22 protein-coding genes are annotated in these 22,239 nt (G+C 72.7%); 6 read left to right on the top strand and 16 right to left on the bottom strand.

Annotated features, from left to right (window positions below; genetic code table 11):
• Nucleotides 1–2: 2 nt before the first annotated feature.
• From Val02_RS12735 to Val02_RS12725, 3 genes are all read right to left on the bottom strand, one after another.
• On the bottom strand, nt 3–1,169 hold the full coding sequence (locus Val02_RS12735) for a cysteine desulfurase family protein (protein WP_203899225.1): 1,167 nt from the start codon (nt 1,167–1,169) through the stop codon (nt 3–5).
• 32 nt (nt 1,170–1,201) lie between these two features.
• Complete coding sequence (locus Val02_RS12730) at nt 1,202–1,855, bottom strand: class F sortase (RefSeq protein WP_239152808.1); 654 nt, start codon at nt 1,853–1,855, stop codon at nt 1,202–1,204.
• Nucleotides 1,856–2,016: 161 nt separating this feature from the next.
• Nucleotides 2,017–2,817: a DUF4397 domain-containing protein gene (locus Val02_RS12725; protein WP_203899223.1), complete on the bottom strand. Its 801-nt coding sequence runs from the start codon at nt 2,815–2,817 to the stop codon at nt 2,017–2,019.
• Nucleotides 2,818–2,968: 151 nt separating this feature from the next.
• Here Val02_RS12725 and Val02_RS12720 point away from each other — a divergent pair, with 151 nt between their 5' ends.
• Together Val02_RS12720 and Val02_RS12715 are read left to right on the top strand one after the other, a co-directional pair.
• Nucleotides 2,969–3,553, top strand: a complete 585-nt coding sequence (locus Val02_RS12720; protein ID WP_373317887.1) for an RNA polymerase sigma factor — start codon at nt 2,969–2,971, stop codon at nt 3,551–3,553.
• Nucleotides 3,534–4,223, top strand: coding sequence for an anti-sigma factor domain-containing protein (locus Val02_RS12715; protein WP_203899222.1), 690 nt, complete (start codon nt 3,534–3,536; stop codon nt 4,221–4,223). The genes Val02_RS12720 and Val02_RS12715 overlap by 20 nt, the downstream gene beginning before the upstream one ends.
• Nucleotides 4,224–4,264: 41 nt before the next feature.
• On the opposite strand, the gene Val02_RS12710 is transcribed toward Val02_RS12715, so the two are convergent.
• Together Val02_RS12710 and Val02_RS12705 are read right to left on the bottom strand one after the other, a co-directional pair.
• Nucleotides 4,265–5,212: an electron transfer flavoprotein subunit alpha/FixB family protein gene (locus Val02_RS12710; RefSeq protein WP_203899221.1), complete on the bottom strand. Its 948-nt coding sequence runs from the start codon at nt 5,210–5,212 to the stop codon at nt 4,265–4,267.
• A 10-nt stretch (nt 5,213–5,222) separates the two neighbouring features.
• Nucleotides 5,223–6,002, bottom strand: coding sequence for an electron transfer flavoprotein subunit beta/FixA family protein (locus tag Val02_RS12705; RefSeq protein WP_203899220.1), 780 nt, complete (start codon nt 6,000–6,002; stop codon nt 5,223–5,225).
• Nucleotides 6,003–6,125: 123 nt separating this feature from the next.
• Between Val02_RS12705 and Val02_RS12700 the strand changes: the two genes are divergently transcribed.
• The gene (locus tag Val02_RS12700; RefSeq protein ID WP_203899219.1) at nt 6,126–6,446 is read left to right on the top strand and encodes a PLD nuclease N-terminal domain-containing protein; all 321 of its coding nucleotides are present in this window, start codon (nt 6,126–6,128) and stop codon (nt 6,444–6,446) included.
• A gap of 137 nt (nt 6,447–6,583) precedes the next feature.
• Here the strand turns inward: Val02_RS12700 and Val02_RS12695 are convergent, their stop codons facing one another.
• The 6 genes from Val02_RS12695 to Val02_RS12670 form a co-directional block, all read right to left on the bottom strand.
• Nucleotides 6,584–6,961: a PIN domain-containing protein gene (locus Val02_RS12695; RefSeq protein WP_203899218.1), complete on the bottom strand. Its 378-nt coding sequence runs from the start codon at nt 6,959–6,961 to the stop codon at nt 6,584–6,586.
• 144 nt (nt 6,962–7,105) lie between these two features.
• Complete coding sequence (locus Val02_RS12690; RefSeq protein ID WP_203899217.1) at nt 7,106–7,372, bottom strand: hypothetical protein; 267 nt, start codon at nt 7,370–7,372, stop codon at nt 7,106–7,108.
• A gap of 19 nt (nt 7,373–7,391) precedes the next feature.
• The gene (locus Val02_RS12685; RefSeq protein WP_203899216.1) at nt 7,392–8,099 is read right to left on the bottom strand and encodes a phosphonatase-like hydrolase; all 708 of its coding nucleotides are present in this window, start codon (nt 8,097–8,099) and stop codon (nt 7,392–7,394) included.
• A gap of 54 nt (nt 8,100–8,153) precedes the next feature.
• A complete protein-coding gene (locus Val02_RS12680) occupies nt 8,154–9,764 on the bottom strand; it encodes an acetolactate synthase (RefSeq protein WP_203899215.1) in 1,611 nt (536 codons plus the stop codon).
• Nucleotides 9,765–9,816: 52 nt separating this feature from the next.
• Complete coding sequence (locus tag Val02_RS47295; protein WP_239152805.1) at nt 9,817–11,883, bottom strand: Hsp70 family protein; 2,067 nt, start codon at nt 11,881–11,883, stop codon at nt 9,817–9,819.
• Between the two features lie 49 nt (nt 11,884–11,932).
• Nucleotides 11,933–12,706: an enoyl-CoA hydratase/isomerase family protein gene (locus Val02_RS12670; RefSeq protein ID WP_203899214.1), complete on the bottom strand. Its 774-nt coding sequence runs from the start codon at nt 12,704–12,706 to the stop codon at nt 11,933–11,935.
• Nucleotides 12,707–12,798: 92 nt separating this feature from the next.
• Here Val02_RS12670 and Val02_RS12665 point away from each other — a divergent pair, with 92 nt between their 5' ends.
• Nucleotides 12,799–13,275, top strand: coding sequence for a DUF6232 family protein (locus tag Val02_RS12665; RefSeq protein ID WP_203899213.1), 477 nt, complete (start codon nt 12,799–12,801; stop codon nt 13,273–13,275).
• 3 nt (nt 13,276–13,278) lie between these two features.
• On the opposite strand, the gene Val02_RS12660 is transcribed toward Val02_RS12665, so the two are convergent.
• On the bottom strand, nt 13,279–14,124 hold the full coding sequence (locus tag Val02_RS12660; RefSeq protein WP_239152870.1) for an ABC transporter ATP-binding protein: 846 nt from the start codon (nt 14,122–14,124) through the stop codon (nt 13,279–13,281).
• 10 nt (nt 14,125–14,134) lie between these two features.
• Between Val02_RS12660 and Val02_RS12655 the strand changes: the two genes are divergently transcribed.
• Both Val02_RS12655 and Val02_RS12650 read left to right on the top strand, forming a co-directional pair.
• A complete protein-coding gene (locus Val02_RS12655; RefSeq protein WP_203899211.1) occupies nt 14,135–15,109 on the top strand; it encodes an ATP-binding cassette domain-containing protein in 975 nt (324 codons plus the stop codon).
• Nucleotides 15,109–16,194 (top strand): ABC transporter permease subunit, encoded by a 1,086-nt coding sequence (locus Val02_RS12650; protein ID WP_203899210.1) that lies wholly within the window; start codon nt 15,109–15,111, stop codon nt 16,192–16,194. The genes Val02_RS12655 and Val02_RS12650 overlap by 1 nt, the downstream gene beginning before the upstream one ends.
• A gap of 7 nt (nt 16,195–16,201) precedes the next feature.
• Here Val02_RS12650 and Val02_RS12645 read toward each other — a convergent pair whose 3' ends face one another.
• From Val02_RS12645 to Val02_RS12630, 4 genes are all read right to left on the bottom strand, one after another.
• Nucleotides 16,202–16,579 (bottom strand): response regulator, encoded by a 378-nt coding sequence (locus Val02_RS12645; RefSeq protein ID WP_203899209.1) that lies wholly within the window; start codon nt 16,577–16,579, stop codon nt 16,202–16,204.
• Nucleotides 16,576–19,125 carry a response regulator gene (locus Val02_RS12640; RefSeq protein WP_203899208.1) on the bottom strand — a complete coding sequence of 850 codons (2,550 nt, stop codon included), beginning with the start codon at nt 19,123–19,125 and terminating at the stop codon, nt 16,576–16,578. Before Val02_RS12640 ends, Val02_RS12645 begins: the two co-directional genes overlap by 4 nt.
• A gap of 35 nt (nt 19,126–19,160) precedes the next feature.
• On the bottom strand, nt 19,161–21,899 hold the full coding sequence (locus Val02_RS12635; protein WP_239152804.1) for an ATP-binding protein: 2,739 nt from the start codon (nt 21,897–21,899) through the stop codon (nt 19,161–19,163).
• A gap of 103 nt (nt 21,900–22,002) precedes the next feature.
• Nucleotides 22,003–22,155: a hypothetical protein gene (locus tag Val02_RS12630; RefSeq protein ID WP_203899207.1), complete on the bottom strand. Its 153-nt coding sequence runs from the start codon at nt 22,153–22,155 to the stop codon at nt 22,003–22,005.
• Between the last annotated feature and the right edge of the window lie 84 nt (nt 22,156–22,239).

The raw sequence follows: 22,239 nt of genomic DNA, 5'->3' as shown, positions 1-22,239 counted from the left end.
GGTCAGGTGCCGGTGCGGGCCGCCTTGACGGCGCCGGCGCGGCGCGCCCGTTCGACCGCACCCGGAAGGGCGGCGACGAGCGCGTCGACGTCGGCGCGGGTCGAGGTGTGTCCGAGGGTGAACCGCAGCGACGAGCGCGCCCGGTCCGGATCGGCCCCCATGGCGAGCAGCACGTGCGACGGCTGCGCCACACCGGCCGAGCACGCCGAACCGGTGGAGCACGCGATCCCCTGCGCGTCGAGCAGCAGCAGGAGCGCGTCCCCCTCGCAGCCCGGGAACGAGAAGTGCGCGTTGCCCGGGAGGCGGTCGCCGGGCGGCCCGTTGAGGATGGCGTCGGGCACGACCTCGCACACCCGGCGGATGAGTTCGTCGCGCAGGGTGCCGACCCGCACGGCGTACTCCTGCTGGTGCTTGAACGCGTGCTCGACCGCCGTCGCGAACGCCACGATGCCGGGCACGTCCAGGGTGCCGGAGCGCACGTCGCGTTCCTGGCCGCCGCCGTGCAGCAGCGGCGTGCTGGCGACGTCGCGGCCGAGCAGCAGCGCGCCGACGCCGACCGGCCCACCGAGCTTGTGCCCGGAAAGGGTCAGCGCCGCGACGCCGGCCGCCGCGAAGTTGACCGGCACCTGACCGGCCGCCTGCACCGCGTCGGTGTGCATCGGAATGCCTCGCCCGGCGGCATAAGCGGCCAGCTCGCCGATGCGTTGCAGCGCGCCGACCTCGTTGTTGGCCCACATGACGCTGAGCACGGCCACGTCGTCGTCGAGGTCGATCTCGTCGGGAACGACCCGGCCGGCCCCGTCGACGGGCAGCCAGGTGACGTCGGCACCCTCGTGGTCGGCGAGCCACTGCACCGCGTCGAGCACGGCGTGGTGCTCCACCGAACTGGCCACGACGCGGGTGCGCCCGCCGGCCGCGCGCCGGGCCCAGAAGATGCCCTTGACGGCCAGGTTGTCGCTTTCCGTGCCGCCGCTCGTGAAAATCACTTCGGAGGGGCGGGCCCCGACGGCGGCGGCGACCCGTTCGCGGGACTCCTCCACGAGCCGTCGGGCATCGCGGCCGGCCGCGTGCAACGACGACGCGTTGCCCACCACCCGCGCGGTCGTGACGTACGCGTCCAGCGCCTCGGGAAGCATCGAGGTGGTGGCGGCGTGATCGAGGTAGGCCATCACCGTTCAGCGTATCCACCCGCGTTAGACGGTCAGCGCACGAGTTCTGCCGTGATCACCACATTGTCGCGATAGCTGCGGGTCCTGGCGTCGAACGGACCGCCACAGGTGATCAGTGTCATCCGCACCGCCCCGTCGCGGGCGAAGTACCGGTCCAGCGGGAGCGTGCGCTTCTCATAGGTCTCGCGCGCCACCACCCGGAACCGGGCCGCCGTCCCGTCCGCCGCGGCGGCCTCCACCGTCGCGCCGACCGCCAGGGTGCGCAGCGCGAAGAAGGCGCCCTTGCCGCGTTCGGCGCTGTCGACGTGGCCCGCGATCACGATCGACCCGGCGGTCGCCTCCAGCCCGGGCCCGAACCGGTACCAGCCGACGGTATCGATGCTGGCCGGCACCTCGAACTGGCCACTCGACGCCACTCCGACGGCGGCCACGGCGGCGTCGATCCCGAGGTCGGCGATCCGCAGCCGCACCGGTGGCACGGGAGCCGCCTCCGGGGCGGCCGCCGCCGAATCCGATCCGGCCGAGGGCGGCACGGCGGTGGCCGAGGCCAGTGCGCTGACCGCACCGGCCCCGGTGTCGGGCGGATCGTCCGGCCCGCCGCACCCGACGACGGCCGCCGCAACCAGCAGCAGCCCGCCCGCCGCACAGGCCGCGAGCGCGGCGCGCCGATCCGACGCGCCACGCAAACGCCGGACCACCGCGCCGCGCGAGCGCCGGACAGAAACGCCGTCCAACCGCCGATCCGACGCGCCGCGCAAACGCCGGACCGCCACGCCACGCCGGCACCGAACCACCGCGCCGCGCGAGCGCCGGACCAACGCGCCACGCAGACGCCGGATCGACCGAATCATCGCGCCGACCGCGCCAACCGCACGCCGCCACCGGCGATCAGGAGCACACCGGCGACCACGAGCACGTACAACCACGCCCCCGGCCGGGTGTCGGCGAGCCCGCCGCTGCCGCTGGGCACCCCGCCGGGAGCCGAGTGCAGCCCGGTGATCCGCTGCGTCACCAGCTTCAGCGTCTGCTGCTGGGCGGAGCCGACCGCGTACGCGATCGTCGAGGTGCCCTCCTGGAGGTTCAGGTTGGCCGGGCCGAGCGCCACGGTGGTCGTTCCGGCGAGGACCACGTCCGCGCTGACCGAGCCGGCGTCCACGTCGGCCTTGGCCTCGTTGGGGTTGGTGAGATTGCGGAACACGGGCTGTCCGCCGGCCCGCACGTCGACGGCGGGAGCGGCGGCCGTGTGCCGCACGACGAGGCGGGCCTTGCCGGCCGGCAGTTTGCTCACGTCGTTCGCGAAAGGAGTGATGGCGGGCTGGCCGTCGGCCTTGAGGTGCGCGACCAGGGTGAGATTCGCGCCGTCGGGCACATTGGCGTCGTCCACCTTGAGGATGGCGCTGCCGATCGCCTCGCCGGGCTTCGTGAGGGCGATGTCGTAGGCGCCGGGCGGGAGGTCGAGCGGGCCGGCGACCTGCTCGGGCTGGAAGTTGGTGAGGGTCTTGTTGCCGTTGACGTAGACGTCGACGGGTGTGCCGGGGATTCCGTGGACCACCGAGACCTTGGCGTTCGTGGCGGCCTGCGCGGGGGTGGCGAACGCGAGCCCGGTGCCCGCGAGTCCTACCGCCAGCGCGATCCGGAACAGCTTCATCACTGCCTCCAACGATCGAGGATCTGTCGGCCGGGACTACGCCGCCCACGGGTCGTTCCGGATGCGGCGGCGGTAATTGCTCACAGGTCGCATCCGAACGCGGCACCGCCGTCGTAGGCGCGGGTATGCGGCTATGGTCAGGTGTGCCCCGATGGCTACACGACGGATGAGCGCCGCCGAGTCGGCGCATCCCGACGTCGAGCTGGCCGAGGCGTTCCGATGCGGCGGGCCGGACTCCCTGCGGCGGGTGTACGACCGGTACGGCCCGGCGGTTCTGCATCTCGCCGCGCGGGGCCTCGCGACCCGCGCTGACGCGGAGGACGTCACGCAGGCGACGTTCGTGGCGGCATGGCAGGGGCGGGAGACGTTCGATCCGGAGCGCGGCTCGCTCCTCGGCTGGCTGCTCGCCATCGCGCGGCGCAAGGTGATCGACCGGATCCGCGTGGCGTCCCGCGAGCACCGGGTCGCCGACCGGCTGCGTTCGCTGCCCGAGCCGACACCGGTGGAGCCCGGCCCGGAACGGGTCCTCGACCGCCTCGTCGTCGCCGACGAACTGGGTCGCCTGCCGGCGGAACAGCGGCGGGTGCTGGAGTTGGCGTTCTACGACGACCTGACGCACCAGCAGGTGGCGGCGGTGACCGGCCTGCCGCTCGGCACGGTCAAGAGCCATCTGCGCCGGGGAATGCTGCGGCTGCGCAAGCGATTGGAGGTGGACGGTGTCGCATCCGGATCCTGAACGGCTCGTGCTGCTCGCGCTCGGCGAGCCCGACGACGCGGCGGCCGGCCATCTCGCGTCCTGCGCGCACTGTGCCGCCGAGGTCGCTTCGCTTCGCGCGGTGGCGGACATCGGCGCGGAGTCGCAGGAGGTGCGTGACCTTCCGGCTCCGCCGGCGTCGGTGTGGGCGCGCATCGAAGCCGCCGTCGAACGACCCTCCACAGTGGACGTTCCGATCCTGCGGCCCCGGAGGAGGGAGTGGCTGCGCCTCGCCGTCACCGCCGTCGCCGCGACCGCGCTCGGTGTGGCGGGGACGCTCGGTGTCGGTGCGCTCCGGAAGGAAGCCGCCCCGACCGTGGTGGCGCGGGCGACGTTGGAGGCGTTCCCGAACGCGCCGGTCGGGGCCGGCGGGGAGGCGCGGGTGCTCGGCTCCGGTGACGGCGCCCGGTTGCACCTGCACGTGACCGGCCTGCCGCTGAGCACCGGCTACTACGAGGTGTGGCTGATCGATCCGGTGACGATGCGGATGTTCTCGATCGGGCACCTGACGGACAGCGGCGACGTGCTGCTGCCGCTGAACTCCACTGTGGACCTTCGGCAGTACCGCGTCGTGGACGTCTCCGCCGAGGAGTACGACAACGTGCAGACCCACTCGGGCCGCAGCCTGCTGCGCGGGACGCTGACAAACTGAAGGGGGCGCCCGGAAAGGGCGCCCCCGCACAGGTGATCGAACTACTTACGCTTGCGGATCTCGTCCAACGCCTGCGGAACGACCTTGAACAGGTCCCCGACGACCCCGAAGTCGGCCAGTTCGAAGATCGGCGCCTCGTTGTCCTTGTTGACGGCGACGATCGTCTTGGAGGTCTGCATGCCGGCCCGGTGCTGGATGGCGCCGGAGATGCCCAGGGCCACGTACAGCTGCGGCGACACCGTCTTGCCGGTCTGCCCCACCTGGAACTGATGCGGGTAGAACCCGGCGTCCACGGCCGCCCGGGAGGCACCGACGGCACCGCCCACCAGGTCGGCGAACTCCTCGACCAGCTTGAAGTTGTCGGCGTTGCCGACGCCGCGGCCGCCGGAGACGACGATCGACGCCTCGGTCAGCTCGGGGCGGGAGCCCTTCTTCTCGGCCACCCGCTCGACGACCTTCGCGAGCTTGTCCTTCTCCTCGATCGCCACCGTGACGGCCTCGACGCTCGGGTTGGCCGGCGCGGGCGCGGGCGTGACCGAGTTGGGCCGAACGGCCACCAGCGGGATCCCCTTGGTGACCTTGGACTTGACGATGGTGCCGCCGGCGAACGCGACCTGCGTGGCGGTGCCGTCGGCGGCGACGTCGACCGCCTCGACGAGCAGCCCGTTGTCGAGCTTCACGGCGAGCCGACCGGCGATCTCCTTGCCCTCCTGGGTGGAGGCGATCAGCACCGCGGCCGGCTGCACCTGGCCGACCAGCGAGGCGAGCACGGTCGCCTTGGGCGCCACCAGGAAGTCCGTCACGTCGGCGCTGTCGGCGACGTACACCTTCTCCGCGCCGTATTCGCCGAGCTTCGCGACGAGCGAGTCGGCGGGGCCGAAGACCACCGCGGACGGCGATCCGAGATTGCGCGCCAGGGTGAGCAGTTCCAGGCTCACCTTCTTGGGCTCGCCGCCGGTGGAGTCGACGACTACCAGAACCTCAGCCATCTCAGCCCTCTCAGACGAACTTCTCGGTGGCCAGGAACTCGACCAGCTTCACGCCGCCGTCACCGGAGTCCTCGACGGTGTTGCCGCCGGTGCGCGGCGGGCGCTTGCCGTGTTCGAGCACGGCGCTCGTGGCGCCGTCGAGGCCCACCTCGGACGCGGCGACGCCCAGGTCGGCGAGCGAGAGCGTCTGCACCGGCTTCTTCTTCGCCGCCATGATCCCCTTGAACGACGGGTACCGCGGGTCGTTGATCGTGTCCCACACGCTGACAACGGCCGGGGTGCTGGCGGTGACCACCTCGTAGCCCTCGTCGGTCTGCCGCTCGACGGTCAGGGTGGAGCCGTCCACGGTGAGTTTGCGCGCGCCGGTGAGCGCGGCGATGCCGAGCCGCTCGGCCAGCATGTGCGGCAGGACCTGGACGCGCCCGTCGGTCGACTCGGCGCCGGCGATGATCAGGTCGGCGTTCTGCTGGGCGAGCGCGGCGGCGAGCACCTTGGACGTGGCGATCGCGCACGAGCCGTGCAGCGCGTCGTCGACGACGTGAACGGCCGCGTCGGGGCCCATCGACAGGGCTTTGCGGATGGAGTCGGTGGCCTTGTCCGGCCCCATGGTCAGAATGACGACCTCGCCGCCGTGCGCCTCTTTGAGGCGGAGCGCCTCTTCGATGGCGTACTCGTCCATCTCGTTGATGACGTTGTTGGCGGTGGCGCGGTCGACGGTGTTGTCGTCAGCACGCAGGCTACGCTCCGCACCTGAGTCAGGCACCTGCTTGACGAGTACGACGATCTTCATGCCTGTGCGAAGCCCTCCCAGCTGGATGGTTTGCGTTCACGTTACGGGACGCGTCCCGATGTTACCGACTAGTAGCATGAGCCGCTGGTGACACCCGTCACGCACAGGGGCATCATGGGGCCCATGCTGCGCCTACTGCCCGTGCTGATCGTCATCGGTCTCGCCCTCCTGGCGTTGATCGACTGCCTGGCACGCGACGAGGACGAGATCCGTGGGCTGCCCAAGGTGCTCTGGGTGTTCGTGATCCTGCTCTTCCCCCTGCTCGGCTCGCTCGCGTGGTTCCTGTTGGGTCGACCGCGCGGGGCCACGGGCTTCGGATACGGCGGCGGATCCGGGCAGCAGCCGCGCCCCACGCCACCGAAGCCGCTCGCCCCCGACGACGACCCCGAATTCCTCCGCAGCCTCAACACGCGCCCCCGCGACGACGAAGAAGATCGCAAGTAAGGATTTTCATATACGCGCGTCCGTCGTGCGCGCGACCGTACGCTCCCGCGCGCACCGCTCCGGGTCGCTCCGCCTTCGGCGTGATCGACCACTCCGCTGCCGGGTCCGGGGGCGATCGAAGATCCTTGCCGCGCGGGTCAGAGGTCGAGGACCGGCCAGCCGTCGGGGAGTTCGGGGCGCATCGTGTCGCTGTCCGTCGTGAGGAGCACCGCGCGCCGGCGCATCGCCTCGACGATGGCGTGCGCGCGGTCGAGGTCGCCGACCGCGGCGCCGATCCCGCCCAGGGCCAGCGCGTCGTCGGCCTGGGCGCCCACCACGACCACGGCGGGCTGGCCGCACAGGGCGTCGAGCAGTGCGAGGGCCTCGTCGTCGGCCGCCTGGCGGTAGGCCTCGGCGAGGCTGATCAGCGGGAGCACCACCCGCGTGGACACGTCGACCGCACCGCCGAGCAGCCGTCCCAGCTCCACGCTCTCGCCGTAGCGGAGCATGGCCCCCGCGTCCAGCACGTAGGTCATATCGGCTTCCCGCTCAGCGCCCGGCGCCGCCCTGAGGCGTCGCCCTCCCTCCGCTCCGCAAGCTCCGCTCCCCCCGGACGACGCCGCGGCACCGATCGCACGCTCATCTCGGCTTCCCGCTCAGCGCCCGGCGTCGCGCGGCGCTCATCGGCGCTTCCAGCGGGAGAGGCGTTCGTCGGCGCGGGCGGCCAGCTCCGGCGAGACCGAGCCGAGGTGCTCGGTGATCAACTGCTGGCCGGCCTCGATGTCGGTCTCGTCGAAGACGTAACCCGCCTGGGCCAACAGATCCATGCTGCGCTCGCGCCGGATCTGCTGGCGCACGGCCTCCGCGACGAAGCGCGAGACGTTGGGCTCGCGGGCGAGCCGTTCGGCCACGTCGTCGGGCAGACTCACGGCGATCCGGACTGTCATACCCAAGAGGGTAGTCCAGTCATACCGCCTGCGGGTAGACAGCGGCCGGCCGGCCCACGCCCATCAGCGCCGGCAGTCCCGCCACCGAGTCGATCACAGTGGTGGCGCCGGCCGCACGCAGTTCGGTGGCGTCGGCCGCGCCGGTGAGCACGCCGGCCACCAGTCCGGCCCCCGCGCGCCGGCCCGCGATCACGTCGAGCGGCGTGTCCCCGGCGACCGCGATCCGCGCGACGTCCTCCACGCCGAGCCGCAGCGCCGCGACCAGCACCAGATCGGGGTAGGGCCGCCCGCGTCCGGCGTCGGCCGGCGAGAGCGCCAGGTCGATCAGTCCGTGCCAGCCGAGCGCGTCCAGGACGGCGTTCTGGGTCGAACGCGCGAAGCCGGTCGTCAGCGCCACCTTCACCCCGGACTCGCGCAGCGTGCTGATGGCCTCGACCACGCCCGGCACGGGCTCGATCGCCCCGTCGTCCACCAGCAGCCCGTACGCCTGCTCGAACTCGGCGTTGGCCGCCCGGGCCCGCCGTTCGTCGCCGTCGAGCAGCAGCCGGAAGACCTCGATGTTGCTGCGGCCCATCGTCTTGCGCACCACGGCGAGCATGCGTTCGTGTTCGGCGGTGCCGGGCACCACCCCCTGCCCGGCCACCGCCACCGTGACGGCCTGTTCCACCAGACCGCCGTCGCGGATCGTCGTTCCGGCCATGCCCAGACAGGCGAGTTGCCAACGCATGGCGGAAGGTAAGCACGCAAAAGGGTGCTTTGGGTTAACGGAACGCAACCGCCGTCAGGCGAGGTTGGACGAACGGGGGTACATGTCCTCCGGATCGGTCAACACGTTCACCAGATACGGCACACCCGCGGCGAACGCCCGCTGCAGCGCCGGCTCCAGATCGGCCGACTTGGCGACGGTCTCCCCCGCGCCGCCAAGCGCCGACACCACGTCGTCGTAGCGCAGCCCCGGTTGGAGGTCGGCCGCGACGTCGTAGCCGTACATGGCGCGCATCGGGTGCTTCTCCAGCCCCCAGATGCCGTTGTTGCCGACGACGATCACCACCGGCAGCTCCTGGCGCACCAGCGACTCGACGTCCATCAGCGAGAACCCCGCCGCGCCGTCGCCCATCAGCACGCACACCTGCCGGTCGGGGTACGTCACGCGGGCGCCCATCGCGTAGCCCATGCCGGTGCCGAGGCACCCGTACGGTCCCGGGTCGAGCCAGGCGCCCGGCACGGCCGGTTCGAGGAAGCGCCCCGCGTAGGAGACGAAGTCGCCGCCGTCGCCGATGGTGACCGCGTCCCGGTCCAGAACGCTCCTGAGCGCCCCGTACACCCGGGACGGCTTGATCGGATCGGTGTCGGCGGAAAGAAGATCGGCGTCCTTGGCGCGCGCGGCGTCCTCGACCTGCCGCAGCTGCGCGATCCAGTCGTCGTGCCGGGCGCCCTTCTCCGCGAACGCGCACAGCGCCAGCCGCAGGTCCCCCGCCGGCGAGGCGGCGACCTCCACGTGCGTGGCCCGCTGCGCGGGCGCGTCGACGACGTGGATCACCTGCGCCTCGCCGAAGTGGCCGAACCCGAGCCGGAAGTCCAGCGGGGTGCCGATCACGCAGACCACGTCGGCGCCGCTCAGCGCCGCCCGGCGGGCGCGGGAGAACGCCAACGGGTGCTCGGGCGGCAGCGCGCCCCGGCCCATCCCGTTGGTGAACACCGGCACCTGCAACGCCTCCGCCGCCTCGCGCAGTGCGGCGACCGCATCCCCGGCGTACACGTCCGACCCGGCGATGATCACCGGCCGAACGGCACCGGCGAGCAGCGCGGCGGCTCGGCTCAGTTCCTCCGGATCGGGCTCGACGGCGGCGACGGACGGCGACTCCGCGAGATCGACCGCGCCCCCGTTGAACACCACGTCCAGCGGAAGGTCGAGGAAGACCGGGCCGCGGTGCGGCGTCAACGCGGCGGTGACCGCGCGCTGCACGTCGGCCGGGATGTCGGCGGTGGCCGTGACGGTCGACGCGTGGCGGGTCACCGGCGCGACCAGCGGCACGTGGTCCAGCTCCTGGAGGCTGCCGGAGCCCCAGCGCACCTGCGGCGCCCGCCCACCGACGACGACCACCGGCGAACCGTTGAAGTGGGCGCTGGTGATCGCCGAGATGCCGTTGGTGACACCCGGCCCGGCCGTGAGGACGGCGAGCGACGGCCGGCGCTGGAGCTTCGCCACGGCCTCGGCCGCGAACACCGCGGACTGCTCGTGCCGCACATCCAGGATGCGCACGCCGCCGCGGTGCGCCGCGTCGTAGACCGGGAAGACGTGCCCGCCGGAGAGGGTGAACAGTTCGGTCACGCCGTACGGGCGCAGCGCCGCCAGGAGGAGGTCGCCTCCGTGCCCCTCGATGTTCGCCATGGCAGGAGGTTACCCGCAAGTTTCGAACCGCAGGGTCACTGAAATGCGGGGGTCACTGCATGAACGGTGGCGGCCAGACGGGTTGTTCGCTCGCGATCTGGTACGCCACATAGCCGGCCACGACCGGCACCAGGATCAGCAGGACCGTCACCAGCACCGTGCGCACGACCCGCGCCACGCCGCCGAAGAAGCCGCCGCCGGAGCGCCGGACGGCCGCCGCGGGACGGCGCACCGCCGGGCGTTCGTACTCGGGCTCGGGCTCGTAGCGGCGTTCGGGGCGGCGGGCCGGAGCCGGCTGCGGGGCGGGCTCCTCGCGCGGCGGCGACGGGATGGACGCGCGACCGCTCTGGTAGACGGCGCCGGTGCGCGGCGACGACGCCGGCGGGGCCGACACCGGCGGCGACTGGGTCGTCGGCGGGAAGCTCGTCGAGGGCGGCTGCGGCTGGTAGGCGGGCGGCGGGTAGGTCACCGGCTGCTGCTGGGTGACCGGGCGCTGCAGCTGTACGGGCTGCTGCTGGGCCACCGGCTGCTGCTGCACCACCGGCTGGGCCTGCGGCGCGCCCGGGTACGGCTGGTTGCCCTGCGGCCCACCCGGGAGAGGCTGCCCACCCGGACCCTGCTGGCCGCCCGGAAAGGGCTGGCCGCCCGGGTAGGGCTGCGGCGGGTACGGCTGGTTGCCGGGCGGCGGCCCGTACGGGTCGGGCTGGTTCCCGGGGTAGCCGGCGGGCGGCTGGTACCCCGGCGGCGGATACCCACCGGGCGGCGGATATCCGGGGCCCGACACCGGTGGGGCGGACGAGGGCCCCGCGGCCGGCGGGCCGGACGACGGGTACGGGTACGGGTTGGCCGACACGGGCGGGGCCGAGACCGGCGGCCCGCTGCTCGGGAACGGCGCACCCGAGACCGGCCCGCCCACCTGTGCCGGCGGCGCGCCGGAGGTCGGCCCGGGACTGATCGGCCCGAGTGTGCCGTCCGCGCGGTAGCCGAGCGCCGGCATGATCCCGGTCGCCGGCCCTGGTGCGGGCGCCGCGCTCTGCGGAATCGCGACCGAACCGGCGTGCAGGCTCCCCTCGGCCACGACCAGTTCGGGTGAGTCGATCACCACGGGCGGCTCGCCGATGGCGCGGTGCAGCATCGTGGCGACCAGCGGCATCCGGCTCGAACCGCCGACCAGGAACACCCCGGCGATCTGCCCCTGCGGCAGGTTGGCCCAGCGCATCACGCCCTGGGTGACCCGCACGGTCTGTTCGAGCACGGGCCGCGCCAGCTCTTCGAGCTCCTCGCGGGTGATATGGATGTCGATGTTCAGCAGCGGCACCGTGAGGTCGGCGGTGGGCTGCCGGGAGAGCCGTTCCTTGGCGATGCGCACGTCGTCCCAGAGCATCCGCCGGGCCCGGCGTTCGTCCACTGTGGACGGGGTCTGCAGGCGCGCCCACCCGGCGGCGTCGCGCTCCGAACAGATCGCCCGCACGTGGCCGATCAGTGCCTCGTCGACGTCGAGCCCGCCGATGTCGTCCCGCCCGTCGACGGCCAGCACCTCGAAGCCGGTCGAGGTGCGCGCCACCACGCTGGCGTCGAACGTCCCCGCGCCGAAGTCGTGCACCACGACCACCGAGCCGACCGGCACCTGCTTGCCGAGCACCTGCGTGAAGTAGGTGGCGGCGGCCACCGGCTCGGGCACGAGGCGCACCTGGCCGAGCCCGGCGGCCTGCGCCGCGTCGGAGAGCACCAGCCGCCGGGTGGCCCCCCAGGCGGCCGGGCACGTGATGGTCACATGCGGGACGGAGTCCCCGACCGTGCGCTTGAACTCGTCGGCCACTCGGGCGAGCACCGACGCGACGAGCTGCTGGACGCCGATCTCCCGGTCGCCCAGCAGCACCGAACTGTCGTCGATCCGACGCTTCGGGTTGGGCTCGAAGCGCGCGGGCTCCAGGCGGGCGCTGTGGATCGCGTCGCGGCCCACCACGACCGCGCCGGTGGGCTCGGCGTAGACGGCCGACGGCAGCAGCGGCGAGCCGTCGAAGAGCAACGACCGGGACCGGCCGTCCGGCAGTCGCACGACGGCCACCGTGTTGGAGGTGCCGAAGTCGACGCCAAGCTGGGTCCCGGGCGCAGGCATGAAGCCGAGTGTAGGCGTCGTGCCAACAGGCGCATCCGAGCCCTGTCGATCACTTCCCGGTGAAGTCGGGTTTCCGCTTGGCGACGAAGGCGTTCATGCCCTCGGTGCGGTCGGCCGTCCCGAACAGGGCCGCGAACAGCTGCGCCTCCCATTGCAGGCCGGATGCGAGGTCCATCTCCAGGCCGCCGTCGATCGCGAGCTTGGCGGCGCGCAGCGCCTGCGCGGGGCCGTTCACGAACGGGCGCACCATCGCCAGCGCCGCCTCGTACACCTCGGCCGCCGGCACGACCCGGTCGACCAGCCCGATCGCGAGGGCCTCCTGGGCGTCGACGTGCCGTCCCGTGAAGACCAGGTCCTTCGCCTTCGCCGGGCCGACCAGGCGGGCCAGCCGCTGCGTGCCGCCGGCCCCGGGGATGACGCCGAGCATGATCTCCGGCTGGCCGAGCTTCGCGTCGTCGGCGGCGACCCGCCAGTCGGCGGTGAGCGCCAGTTCGCAGCCGCCGCCGAGGGCGTAGCCGGTGATCGCCGCGACGACCGGCTTGGGGACGCGCGCGAGGTCGTCCAGCGCGTTCGTCAGCGCGGCGGCCCGGTTGGCCATTGTCGCGTAGTCCATGGCGGCCATCTCCTTGATGTCCGCGCCGGCCGCGAAGACCTTCTCGCCGCCGTACAGCACGACGGCCCGGATCGAGTCGTCGTACGTGACGGCGTGCGCGACTGCACGCAGTTCCCCCTGAACGGCGATGTTGAGCGCGTTCATCGGCGGCCGGTCCAACCGGATCGTCCCGATACCCTCAGCCACCTCAAGCCGGACGAACTCGCCCACGGGCCCTCCTTGCTAGACATCGCTACACATCGGTCCTGAGCCACAGCGCGGGCGCGCCGCAACCCTTAATCTCTTAGCGGGAGTGGGGGGCGATGACCACCTTTTACCGCGACAACGCGGTCTACGTAGGGTCCGCCGAACTGCACGTGGAGGACCGGGCGTATCGACTGGACGACCTGGAACTGGTGTGGCACCGCCACGGTAAACGCGGTGTGCAGCACATGGGGATCATCGCGGCGCGCATAGCGCTCGTTGCGGTGGTCCTCGGAGCGATCGCGATCGCCGCGGTAGTGGTGCAGGCGGTCGACTTCACCAAGTACGACACCGTCGTCGTGCTGGGCGGTGCGGTGCTGGCCGTGGTCTTCTGCGCCGGCGCGGGCATGTTCATCGTCGAGGGGGTGATCACGATGATCGAGCGCTCGTACGAGACGGGCGGGGTGGAGCACCAGATCTGGGCGCGCCATCTCGACGAGGATCTGATGCTCTTCGCGACCCGGGACAAGCTGCGCTTCGGCAAGGTGTACCGGGCCCTGCAGCGCGCCATCGAACACCGCGACGTCTACCGCTGAGCGTCAGGAGGCCCGGGCTGCGAAGCGGCCGTCCACCTGGGACAGCGTGAGCGGCAGGTCGAACGTCTTCGACAGGTTCTCCGAGGTGAGCGTCTCCTCGATGAGCCCCTGGGCGACGACGCCGCCGTCACGCAGCAGCAGCACGTGGCCGAACCCGGGCGGGATCTCCTCGACGTGGTGCGTCACGAGCACGAGCGCCGGCGAGTCCGGGTCCTCGGCGAGGTCGGCGAGGCGGCGCACCAGGTCCTCGCGCGCACCGAGGTCGAGGCCGGCCGCCGGCTCGTCGAGCAGCAGCAGCTCCGGGTCGGTCATCAGCGCGCGGGCGATCTGCACGCGCTTGCGTTCCCCCTCGGAAAGCGTCCCGAAGGTACGGTCCGCGAGGGACGCGACCCCGAACTGGTCGAGCAGGCCCTTGGCGCGCAATACGTCCATCTCGTCGTACCGCTCGTTGAACCGTCCGACCACCGACCACGACGCGGTGACCACCACGTCGAGCACCTTCTCGTCGGCCGGCACGGTCCCGGCCAGCGCCGCGCTGGCGAACCCGATCCGGGTGCGCAGCTCGGAGATGTCGACGCGGCCTAGGCGTTCCCCCAGAACATGGACCGTCCCGCGGGTCGGGTGGACGCGGGCGGCGGCCAGGTTGAGCAGGGAGGTCTTGCCCGCGCCGTTGGGTCCCAGGACGACCCACCGCTCGTCGAGCTCGACCTGCCAGGAAATCTGACGGATCAGATGGGTGCCGCCCCGCGTGATGGTGGCCTTGTCGACGGAGATGACCGCGTCCGGATTCACGGCCCCATCCAACCACCGTCCCCGCGTGCGCACCCACGGGTACCTACATCCCCGTATGGTGTCGCGGGTGGACGCCGTTCTGGAGATCAACGGGCTGCGGAAGACGTACCGCTCCGCGTTCAAGGGGCCGCACCGCGCGGTCGACGGCCTCGACATGCGCGTCGAGCAGGGACAGATCCACGGCTTTCTCGGTCCCAACGGCTCCGGCAAGACGACGACGCTGCGGACCCTGCTCGGACTCGTGCGGCCCAACAGCGGCCGGATGACGTTGCTGGGTCGAGAGGTACCGTCCGCGCTGCCCGAGGTCGCGGGCCACATCGGCGCCATCGTCGAGGCACCCCGGTTCTTCGGGAACTTCTCCGGCCGGCGCACCCTGCGCATCCTGGCCCGGGCCGGTGGGGTCCGCCGGGCACGGGTCGAGGAGGTGCTCGAACTCGTCGGGCTGCGCGACCGCGCCGGCGACCGGGTCAAGACCTACTCGCTCGGCATGAAGCAGCGGCTGGCCGTGGCGTCGGCGCTGCTGAAGGCGCCCCGGCTGCTGATCCTCGACGAGCCGGCGAACGGCCTCGACCCGGCCGGCATCCGCGAGATGCGCGACCTGATGCGCGGCCTCGTCGAGCACGGCACGACGGTGGTGCTCTCCAGCCACATCCTCGGCGAGGTGCAACAGATCTGCGACTCGGTGACGATCATCTCGCGCGGCCGACGGGTGGCGCACGGCGCGGTCGACAGCGTGCTGCGGGCGCAGGACAAGGGCGAGTTCCTGATCCGGGTCGCCGATCACGAACGCGCCGCCCAGACCCTGCGGCACGCCGGCTTCCAGATCACCACCGAACGGGACCATCTGATGGCGCGCGGCGTCGCCGACCCGGCGATCATCACGGAGACGCTGGCGGCACACAAGATGTGGATCAGTGAACTGACCCCGCAGCGGCCCGACCTGGAGAGCGTCTTCCTCCAGCTCACCGGCACCGTCCCCGAACCTGGCGTGACCCGGCAGGTCGGCGAGTCCGCCGCCGCGTTCGGCCACGGGGCGAAGTGATGCGCCTCTTCGCGGCCGAGTGGAGCCGGCTCTTCGCGCGGCGGTTCACGCGGATGATGTTCCTGATCGTGATCCTGCTGTTGGCGCTGATCGGCGGCGGGATCGCGTACTCGTCGCACGTTCCCACCGATGCCGCGCGGGCGAAGGCGAAGGTGGAGGCGGACCGGCAGCGGGCGTTCCTCACGCAGCAGCGTGCGCGGTGCGAGGAGGCGGTGCGCAACCCGCGGCCGACCCCGTCGCCGGGCAGTACGGCGGGCACCGAGCCGGGCACACCGGGCACCGAGCCGGGTGGACCGCCCGGTGGCGAACTGGGCCCGGTCTCCACGCCGCCGCCCGGCGTGACCTGCGCCGAGTACTTCAACCCGGCCGAGATCGACGACGCGTCGTTCCTGCCGTCGACGTTCGGCTTCGCCCGGGAGGCGCACGACCTGGTGCTGGTCTTCGGCGGGATCTTCGCGATGCTGGCGTTCGCCGTCGGGGCGTCGTTCGTGGGCGCCGAGTGGTCCTCCGGCTCGATGATGAACCTGCTGATCTGGCGGCCGCGCCGGATCCTGGTGCTGCTGACGAAGCTGTTCACGCTGCTGTTCGGGCTGGCCGTCACGGGTGCGCTGCTGGCGGCGGCGTGGGTGGCGGCGGCCTATGGCATCGCGCGCTACCGGGGCGAGGTCGGCAGGGTCACGCAGGGTTCGCTGACGTCGTTGGGGCTCGACACGGCCCGGGCGCTCGGGTTGGCGCTGGCCGCGGCGGCGATCGGGTTCGCGCTCGCCTCGCTCGGCCGGCACACGGCGATGGCGATGGGCGTGGCCGTCGGCTACCTGCTGGTCATCGAGGTGGGCCTGAACATCGTGCTGCGCCTGACCGAGGTGCCGAAGGTGGAGCGCTGGTTCCTGTCCTCGTACGTGCAGGCCTGGCTGGACAAGAAGGCGCAGTTCGTCGACTTCACCCCGTGCCGCTACGCGGAGGGCGACTGCGCGCCGGTGGAGTGGAGCATCTCGATGGACGACTCGGCCGTGATCCTCGGCGTCGCGACGCTGGCGCTGGTGGCGGTGTCGGTCATCGCGATGCGCCGCCGCGACGTGGCGTAGTCCCCGCTCAGTTGAGCAGGCCGCCGATCGCCTCGATGAGCTGGCCGCTGGTGTAGGGCTTCGCGAGGAACGCGTCGCAGCCCGCGTTGAGCGTCGCGGCCTGCTCGGCCGGCAGCACGGCGGCCGTCAGCGCGACGATCGCCGGACGTTCGGCGCCGGTGCTCTGCAGCTCCTGCGCCAGGGCCAGCCCGCTCCCGTCCGGCAGGTGCATGTCCAGCAGCACCAGGTCGAACGCCGCACCGGCCAGCAGCGCCCGCGCCTCGGCCAGCGAGCCGGCCTCCGACAGGGCGGCGCCCGCCAGCACCGGTTCGCGGGTGCGGCTGAGGATGGCGCGCACGAGCGAGCGGTTCAGCTCGTTGTCCTCGACCAGCAGGATCCGCGTCACTGTTTCACTCCCGAGAGCATGCTGCGGTCCAGCCAGGCGCGCAGGTCGGTCGGGGCGAGGCCGGCGCGCGGCAGCACGCCGAGGATGCGGTCCCCGAGCCGGGCCTTGTCCTCCGCGCTCAGTTCGTCGGCGAGGATCACCACCGGCACGTCGCGGGTGCGCTTGTCCTCGTTCAGTGCGGCGATGAGGCTGAAGCCGTCCAGGTCCGGCCCGATCAGTTCGCTCAGGATCAGGTCGAAGCGGGTGTCACGGGCCAGCCGCAGCGCCTCCGCGCCGCTGGTGGCGGTGAAGACGATCAGCCCCTGGTCGGCCAGCGCGCCCTCGACCGCCGTGCGGCCGGTCGGATCGGAGTCCACGACGAGCACGCGCGTCCGGGCGCCGGGCGGCAGCGGGATGAGCCCGCGCCGGTCGAGCCAGCCGAGCAGCGCCTGCCGGTCGACCGGCTTGACGAAGAAGTCGACGGCGCCGAGGGAGAGACCCAGTTCGCGTTCCTCGACGACGGAGACCATCACGACGGGGATGTGCCGCAGCACCGGGTCCTCCTTGAGCTGGCGCAGCACGCCCCAGCCGTCGAGGCCGGGCAGCAGCACGTCGAGCAGGATGACGTCGGGTGCGGTGTTTCGCGCGGCGGTGAGGCCGTCGCCGCCGTTCGCCGTGATGATCGTCTGATAGCCGGCGGCCTGGAGGTAGGTGCGCAGCAGGCTCGCGGCGGCGGGGTCGTCCTCGATGATCAGGATGCCGCCGTGGGTGGCCGGCCCGGTCGGGTCCGGCACCGGCGCCGTCGGCAGGTTCAGGGTGAACGTCGAACCGGCCCCGAGCGTCGACTCGACCTCGACGCCGCCGCCGTGCGCCTGGGCGAGCCGGGACGTCAGCGCGAGGCCGAGCCCGGTGCCGGATGCGCGCGAGCCGGCATCCCCCACCTGCTGGAACTCCTCGAAGATGCGCCGCTGGTCCGCCTCGGCGATGCCCGGGCCGGTGTCGGCGACGCTCAGGTGGACGGCGCCGTCGCCGTCGTGCGCGGAGATCGTGATGGTGCCGCCCTCCGGGGTGAACTTGATCGCGTTCGACAGGAGGTTGGTGATCATCTGACGGAGGCGCAGCCGGTCGGCCCGCACGGTCAGCTCCGGCACCCCGACGCTGAGCGTGAGCCCTTTGGCGTCGACGAGCGGGCGCAGCGGTGCGGCCGCCTCGTGCACGGCCGCGTCGACCGTGAGCGGCTCCGGCCGCAGGTCGATCCGGCCGGCCTCGACCTTCGCCAGGTCCAGCACGTCGTTGATGAGTCCGAGCAGGTGGCGGCCGCTGGAGTAGACGTTCTCGATCCACTCCGTGGGCACCTGGCGGCGGTCGTCGTCGGTCGGCTCCTCGTCGCGCATCAGCTCGCTGAACCCGATGATGGCGTTGAGCGGGGTGCGCAGTTCGTGGCTCATCGCGGCGACGAAGTCGCTCTTGGCGTGGTTGGCCGCGCGCAGCTGCTCCACGACGCCACGCAGTTCGGTGGTGAGCTGGCTGCGCTCGGCGATGACGGCCGCCTGCCGGCCCAGGTCGCCGAGGAGCGTGATGTCGTCGACGGTGAACAGGCTGGGCCGCACGGCGAGCAGCACCAGCACGCCGGCCTGCCCGCTGTGCAGCGTCAGGGGCACGCGGGTCACGAAGTGGCCGTGGCGCCGTTCGCCGACGCGGGTCGGGCCGGGGCTGTCGGCGTACTCCAGCACCATGGCCAGTTCGGCGGGCTCCAGTTCGTCGCGCGTGGTGCCCGCGACGACCAGCGCCTCGGGACGGCCGGCCGCCGGGAGCGACACGACGACGGCCAGGTCGGCGTCCACGGCCTCGGTACCGAGCCGCGCGAACCGCGCCCAGGTCTCCTCGGGGGTGCCGGTGGACTGCTCGAGCAGGCGGGTCATGAGCAGGTACGCCGTTCGGGCGGACCACTGCTGGCGCAGGAAGCGCGGCGGCACGAACGCCACCAGGTACCCCACGGCCGACCCGAGCGCCACGAGCCGCGACGCGACCGCGAACGACTGCGCCGCGTCCCCCGCGTACCGCCCGGCCCCGGCGAGGAACATCCCGAGCGCGAACAGCCCGGTCGCGATGGCCGCGGCCGACAGCCGCACGCGCGGCGCACCGGCCCGCCGCCGGACCTCCCCGGCCAGGAACGCCGCCGCGACCGCCTCGCCGAGCACGAAGTACCCGACGAAGACGACCGCCATGGCGTCGGTCAGCGGGTAGGTGAGCACGACGGCGCCGCCGACGGCGATCCAGGCGGCGATCCAGCTGCCGGTGACGTACGGCGAGAGCGGCCGCACGAGTGCCACGAGCCGCAGCGTGAACACCGGCTGCCCGAGCAGCAGCACCAGCGCCGCCACGGAGATCCACTCGGGCAGGACCACGAAGACCCGTGCCACCTGCAGGAAGTAGAGCGTCCCCACGGAGAGGAAGACCAGGATCGTGGCCGCGTGCAGCCGGTCGCCGGTGCGCACGTAGCCGGTGACCGCCCGCACGAAAACGAGCAGGAACAGCCCCGCCACGACGAAGATCACCGGTAACACAAATGAAGCGTACTGGTTTAAACGCGAAGAGTTATCTAATTGTCGGATGAGCCGGGGCGCAGCAGCCGCGCCACCTCGGTCCGCGACGAGATCTCCAGCTTGCTCAGGATGTTGCTCACGTGCACCGCGGCCGTGCGCGGCGAGATGAACAGCCGCCGCGCCAGCTCGGCATTGGTCAACCCGGCCGCCACCAGCCGCGCCACCTCCAGCTCGCGCGGCGTCAACGCGTCGAGCACCGGCGCGGCACCACCGGCGCGCAGCTCGTCCAGCGCCGCCACCCGCCACCCGCCCCACCGCGCCAGCAGCTCCGCCGCCCGCGCCACGTGCTGCCGCGCCTCCGCCGCCCGCCCCGCCGCGAGCAGAACGCGCGCCGCACCGACGTGCGCCGTCCCGAGCACGGGCTTGGGCAGCTCGGCCGCCTCGGTGACCCGAACGTAGTCGGCCAGCGCCCGGTCGGGACTCCCGTCCGCCTCGTCGAGCTGGGCGTCGAGCAGCCAGCGCCAGCTCTCCGGCCGCGCCACCAGCCGCCCGATCAGCGGCCGCAGCGCCGGCGCGGGCAGCTTGGCCGCGAGCCCCGCCGAGATCAGATCGTGCGCCAGATCGCCCCACACCCGCGACTGCGAGGCGATGTCGACCATCTCCGCCAGGTACTCCTCGGCGGCCACCAGGTCCCCCGAACGGCACGCCACGTGGAAGAAGAGGCCCGGCGTCGACAGCGACCGCTTCTTGCGCTTGCGGTAGGGGAACGCCTCCTCGTACCGCGTCACGATCGCCCGCGCCACGTCCAGCTCGCCGGCCTCCAGCGCCAGCCCGGCGCGGAGCATCCCGTGGTAGTCCGTGCCCCGGCTGGTGCGCAGCGTCCCCTGGTCGCGGCGGCGCCCCTCCTCGACGGCGGCGATCGCGGCCGGCAGGTCACCGTCGATCAACGCCTGCTGCGCGCTGTGCTCGAAGTAGGAGGCCACGGCCAGCGCCTCGAACCCGGCCCGCTGCGCGGCGGTGCGCATCCGCTCCAGCACCCGCCGCTGGTCCTCCACCCGGGCCGGCGGCGCGTTGCTGAGCAGGTTGTTGAGCGCGCGGGCGGCCGACAGCCACTCGCCGATCCGCTCGGCCTCGTCGGCCGTGCGGTACAGCAGCTGGCGCCCCTCCTCCTGGTTGACCGACCCGGAGCTCTGCGCCGAACCCTTCTCGACCTGCGCCGCCAGGCGCACCCCCGGCTCGCCCAGCAGGTCGGCGGCGGCGATCGCGCGGTCGGCCCAGTCGACGGTCTCCGTGCAGTAGTCGCGCAGCATGTAGGACTGGGCGACGGCCGCCATCGCCCGCGCCTTCTCGCAGCCGTCGGGCAGCTCGTCGACGGTCGCCACGAGGCGTTCGGTCAGCTCGGCCATGTGCTCGACCATGCCGGTCTCCCACTTGATGCGGACCAGCAGGCGCAGCGCCGCCGAGCCCTCCTCGGCCGTCTCCGCCGCCCGCAGCCGCCGTTTGCCGTAGCGGTTGGCGTCGTCCAGGAGCCCCGCGAGCCACGCCGCCCGGGCCGCGCCGGCGATCAGTTCGCCATCCTCGGGAACCTCCGAGAGGCCCAGCTCGGCCAGCTGCAGCGCCTGGTAGGCGGAGCCCTTGGCGAGATACTCCTTCACGCCGCGCCGCGCCGCCGCCACCATGTCGTCGTAGCGGCCCGCGCCGCAGGCGTGGTGCGCCACCAGCGCCAGATCGGGGCTGCCACCCGCGACGAGACACTCGTAGGCCAGCTCGTGCAGGCGACGCCGCTGCCGGCCGAGCAGCTGGTCGGCGATGGCCTCCCGGGCGAGCGCGTGCCGGAAGCCGAACTCGTCGTCGCCGATCTCCACGAGCATGCCGCGCCGCACCAGCTCGCGCAGCACCGAGATCAGCTCGTCCTCGTCCAGCGTGGTCACGGCCGCCAGCAGGTCGAACGGCACCTTGCGGCCCAGCACCGCCGCTGCCTCGATCACCCGCTCCTGCCCCGGGTCCAGCTCGTCGAGCTGCCGGCGCAGCGCGTCCGCCAGATTCCACGGCAGCGGCTCGCCGCTCAGCTTGTCCAGGTCCACGTCCTCCAGCGGCCCGGCCGCCTTGAGCAGCTCCTCCAGGAAGAACGGGTTGCCGCCGGTGCGGTGGTGCAGCGTCACGGCGGACCGGTAGGTCGGCGGGCGGCCCGTCATCGCGGTGAGCAGCGCGGACGTGTCGTCCAGCGAGAGCCGCTCCAACCGCAGGTAGGTCACCGGATAGCGGCGCTCCAGCCGCCCGAACAGGTCGGCGAGCGGATTGCGCCGGTCCACCTCGCCCGGCCGGTACGTGCCGACCAGGAGCCGACCGCCGGGCAGGTCGCCCAGCCGCTCGAACAGGGCCACGCTCTCCGCGTCCGCCCAGTGCAGGTCCTCGAAGATCACCACCGCCGGGTCAGCCTGCTCCACCGCGGCGAGCGCCAGCCGCAGCCGCTCCGGGGCGCCCAGCGCCGGATCGCTGATCTCGCGCAGCAGCTCGGCACCGGCCCCGTCCTCGGGCCGGCAACTGTCGAGCGCGTCCAGCAGCAGCTCGAACGGCCGCCCCAGGGTGCCCGGGTCCGCCTGCCCCACCAGCGCCCGGCCCCCGGCGGGCAGATCGGCGAGCAGCTCCTGCACCAGGCGGCTCTTGCCGACGCCCGGCTCGCCCGCGATCATGGCGACCTGCGCGTCGACGGAACCGACGAGCCCGCGCAACCGCCGCAGCTCACCGGCGCGCCCCACCATCACGGGGCTGACCCCCAGTCGCCCTCCGCGCACGCGGCAAGCGTACCGACGCGGTGTGACACTTCCCCATGGTCAAATGACCAGTCCACAAACGCGAGCGGCGCCCGGTGGGACCCCCGGGCGCCGCTTCTCACTTTCATTCGGCCGTGCTGTTGACGGGGCGACCGGCGTGCCGGCCGCGGAGCGCCGTGCGCATCCGGCGGGCGAGCCGGTGGTAGGACGCCTCGCGGCGTAGGTCTGCCTGGTGGTAGCGGACGAGTTCGAACAGGACGTCAGGGTGTGCGTTCATGCTGTCTACGATGCGCTGCGCGGCCACCCCGCCACATCGGCACCGGCGACGTATTTCCCCAGCTCAGGGCATACGTATACGCCG

The sequence above is a fragment of the Virgisporangium aliadipatigenens genome (assembly GCF_016863615.1).
In the GTDB taxonomy this organism is placed as follows: domain Bacteria; phylum Actinomycetota; class Actinomycetes; order Mycobacteriales; family Micromonosporaceae; genus Virgisporangium; species Virgisporangium aliadipatigenens.
The sequence above is the reverse complement of the archived record's forward strand: the minus strand, read 5'-3'. Positions and strand labels throughout refer to the sequence as shown.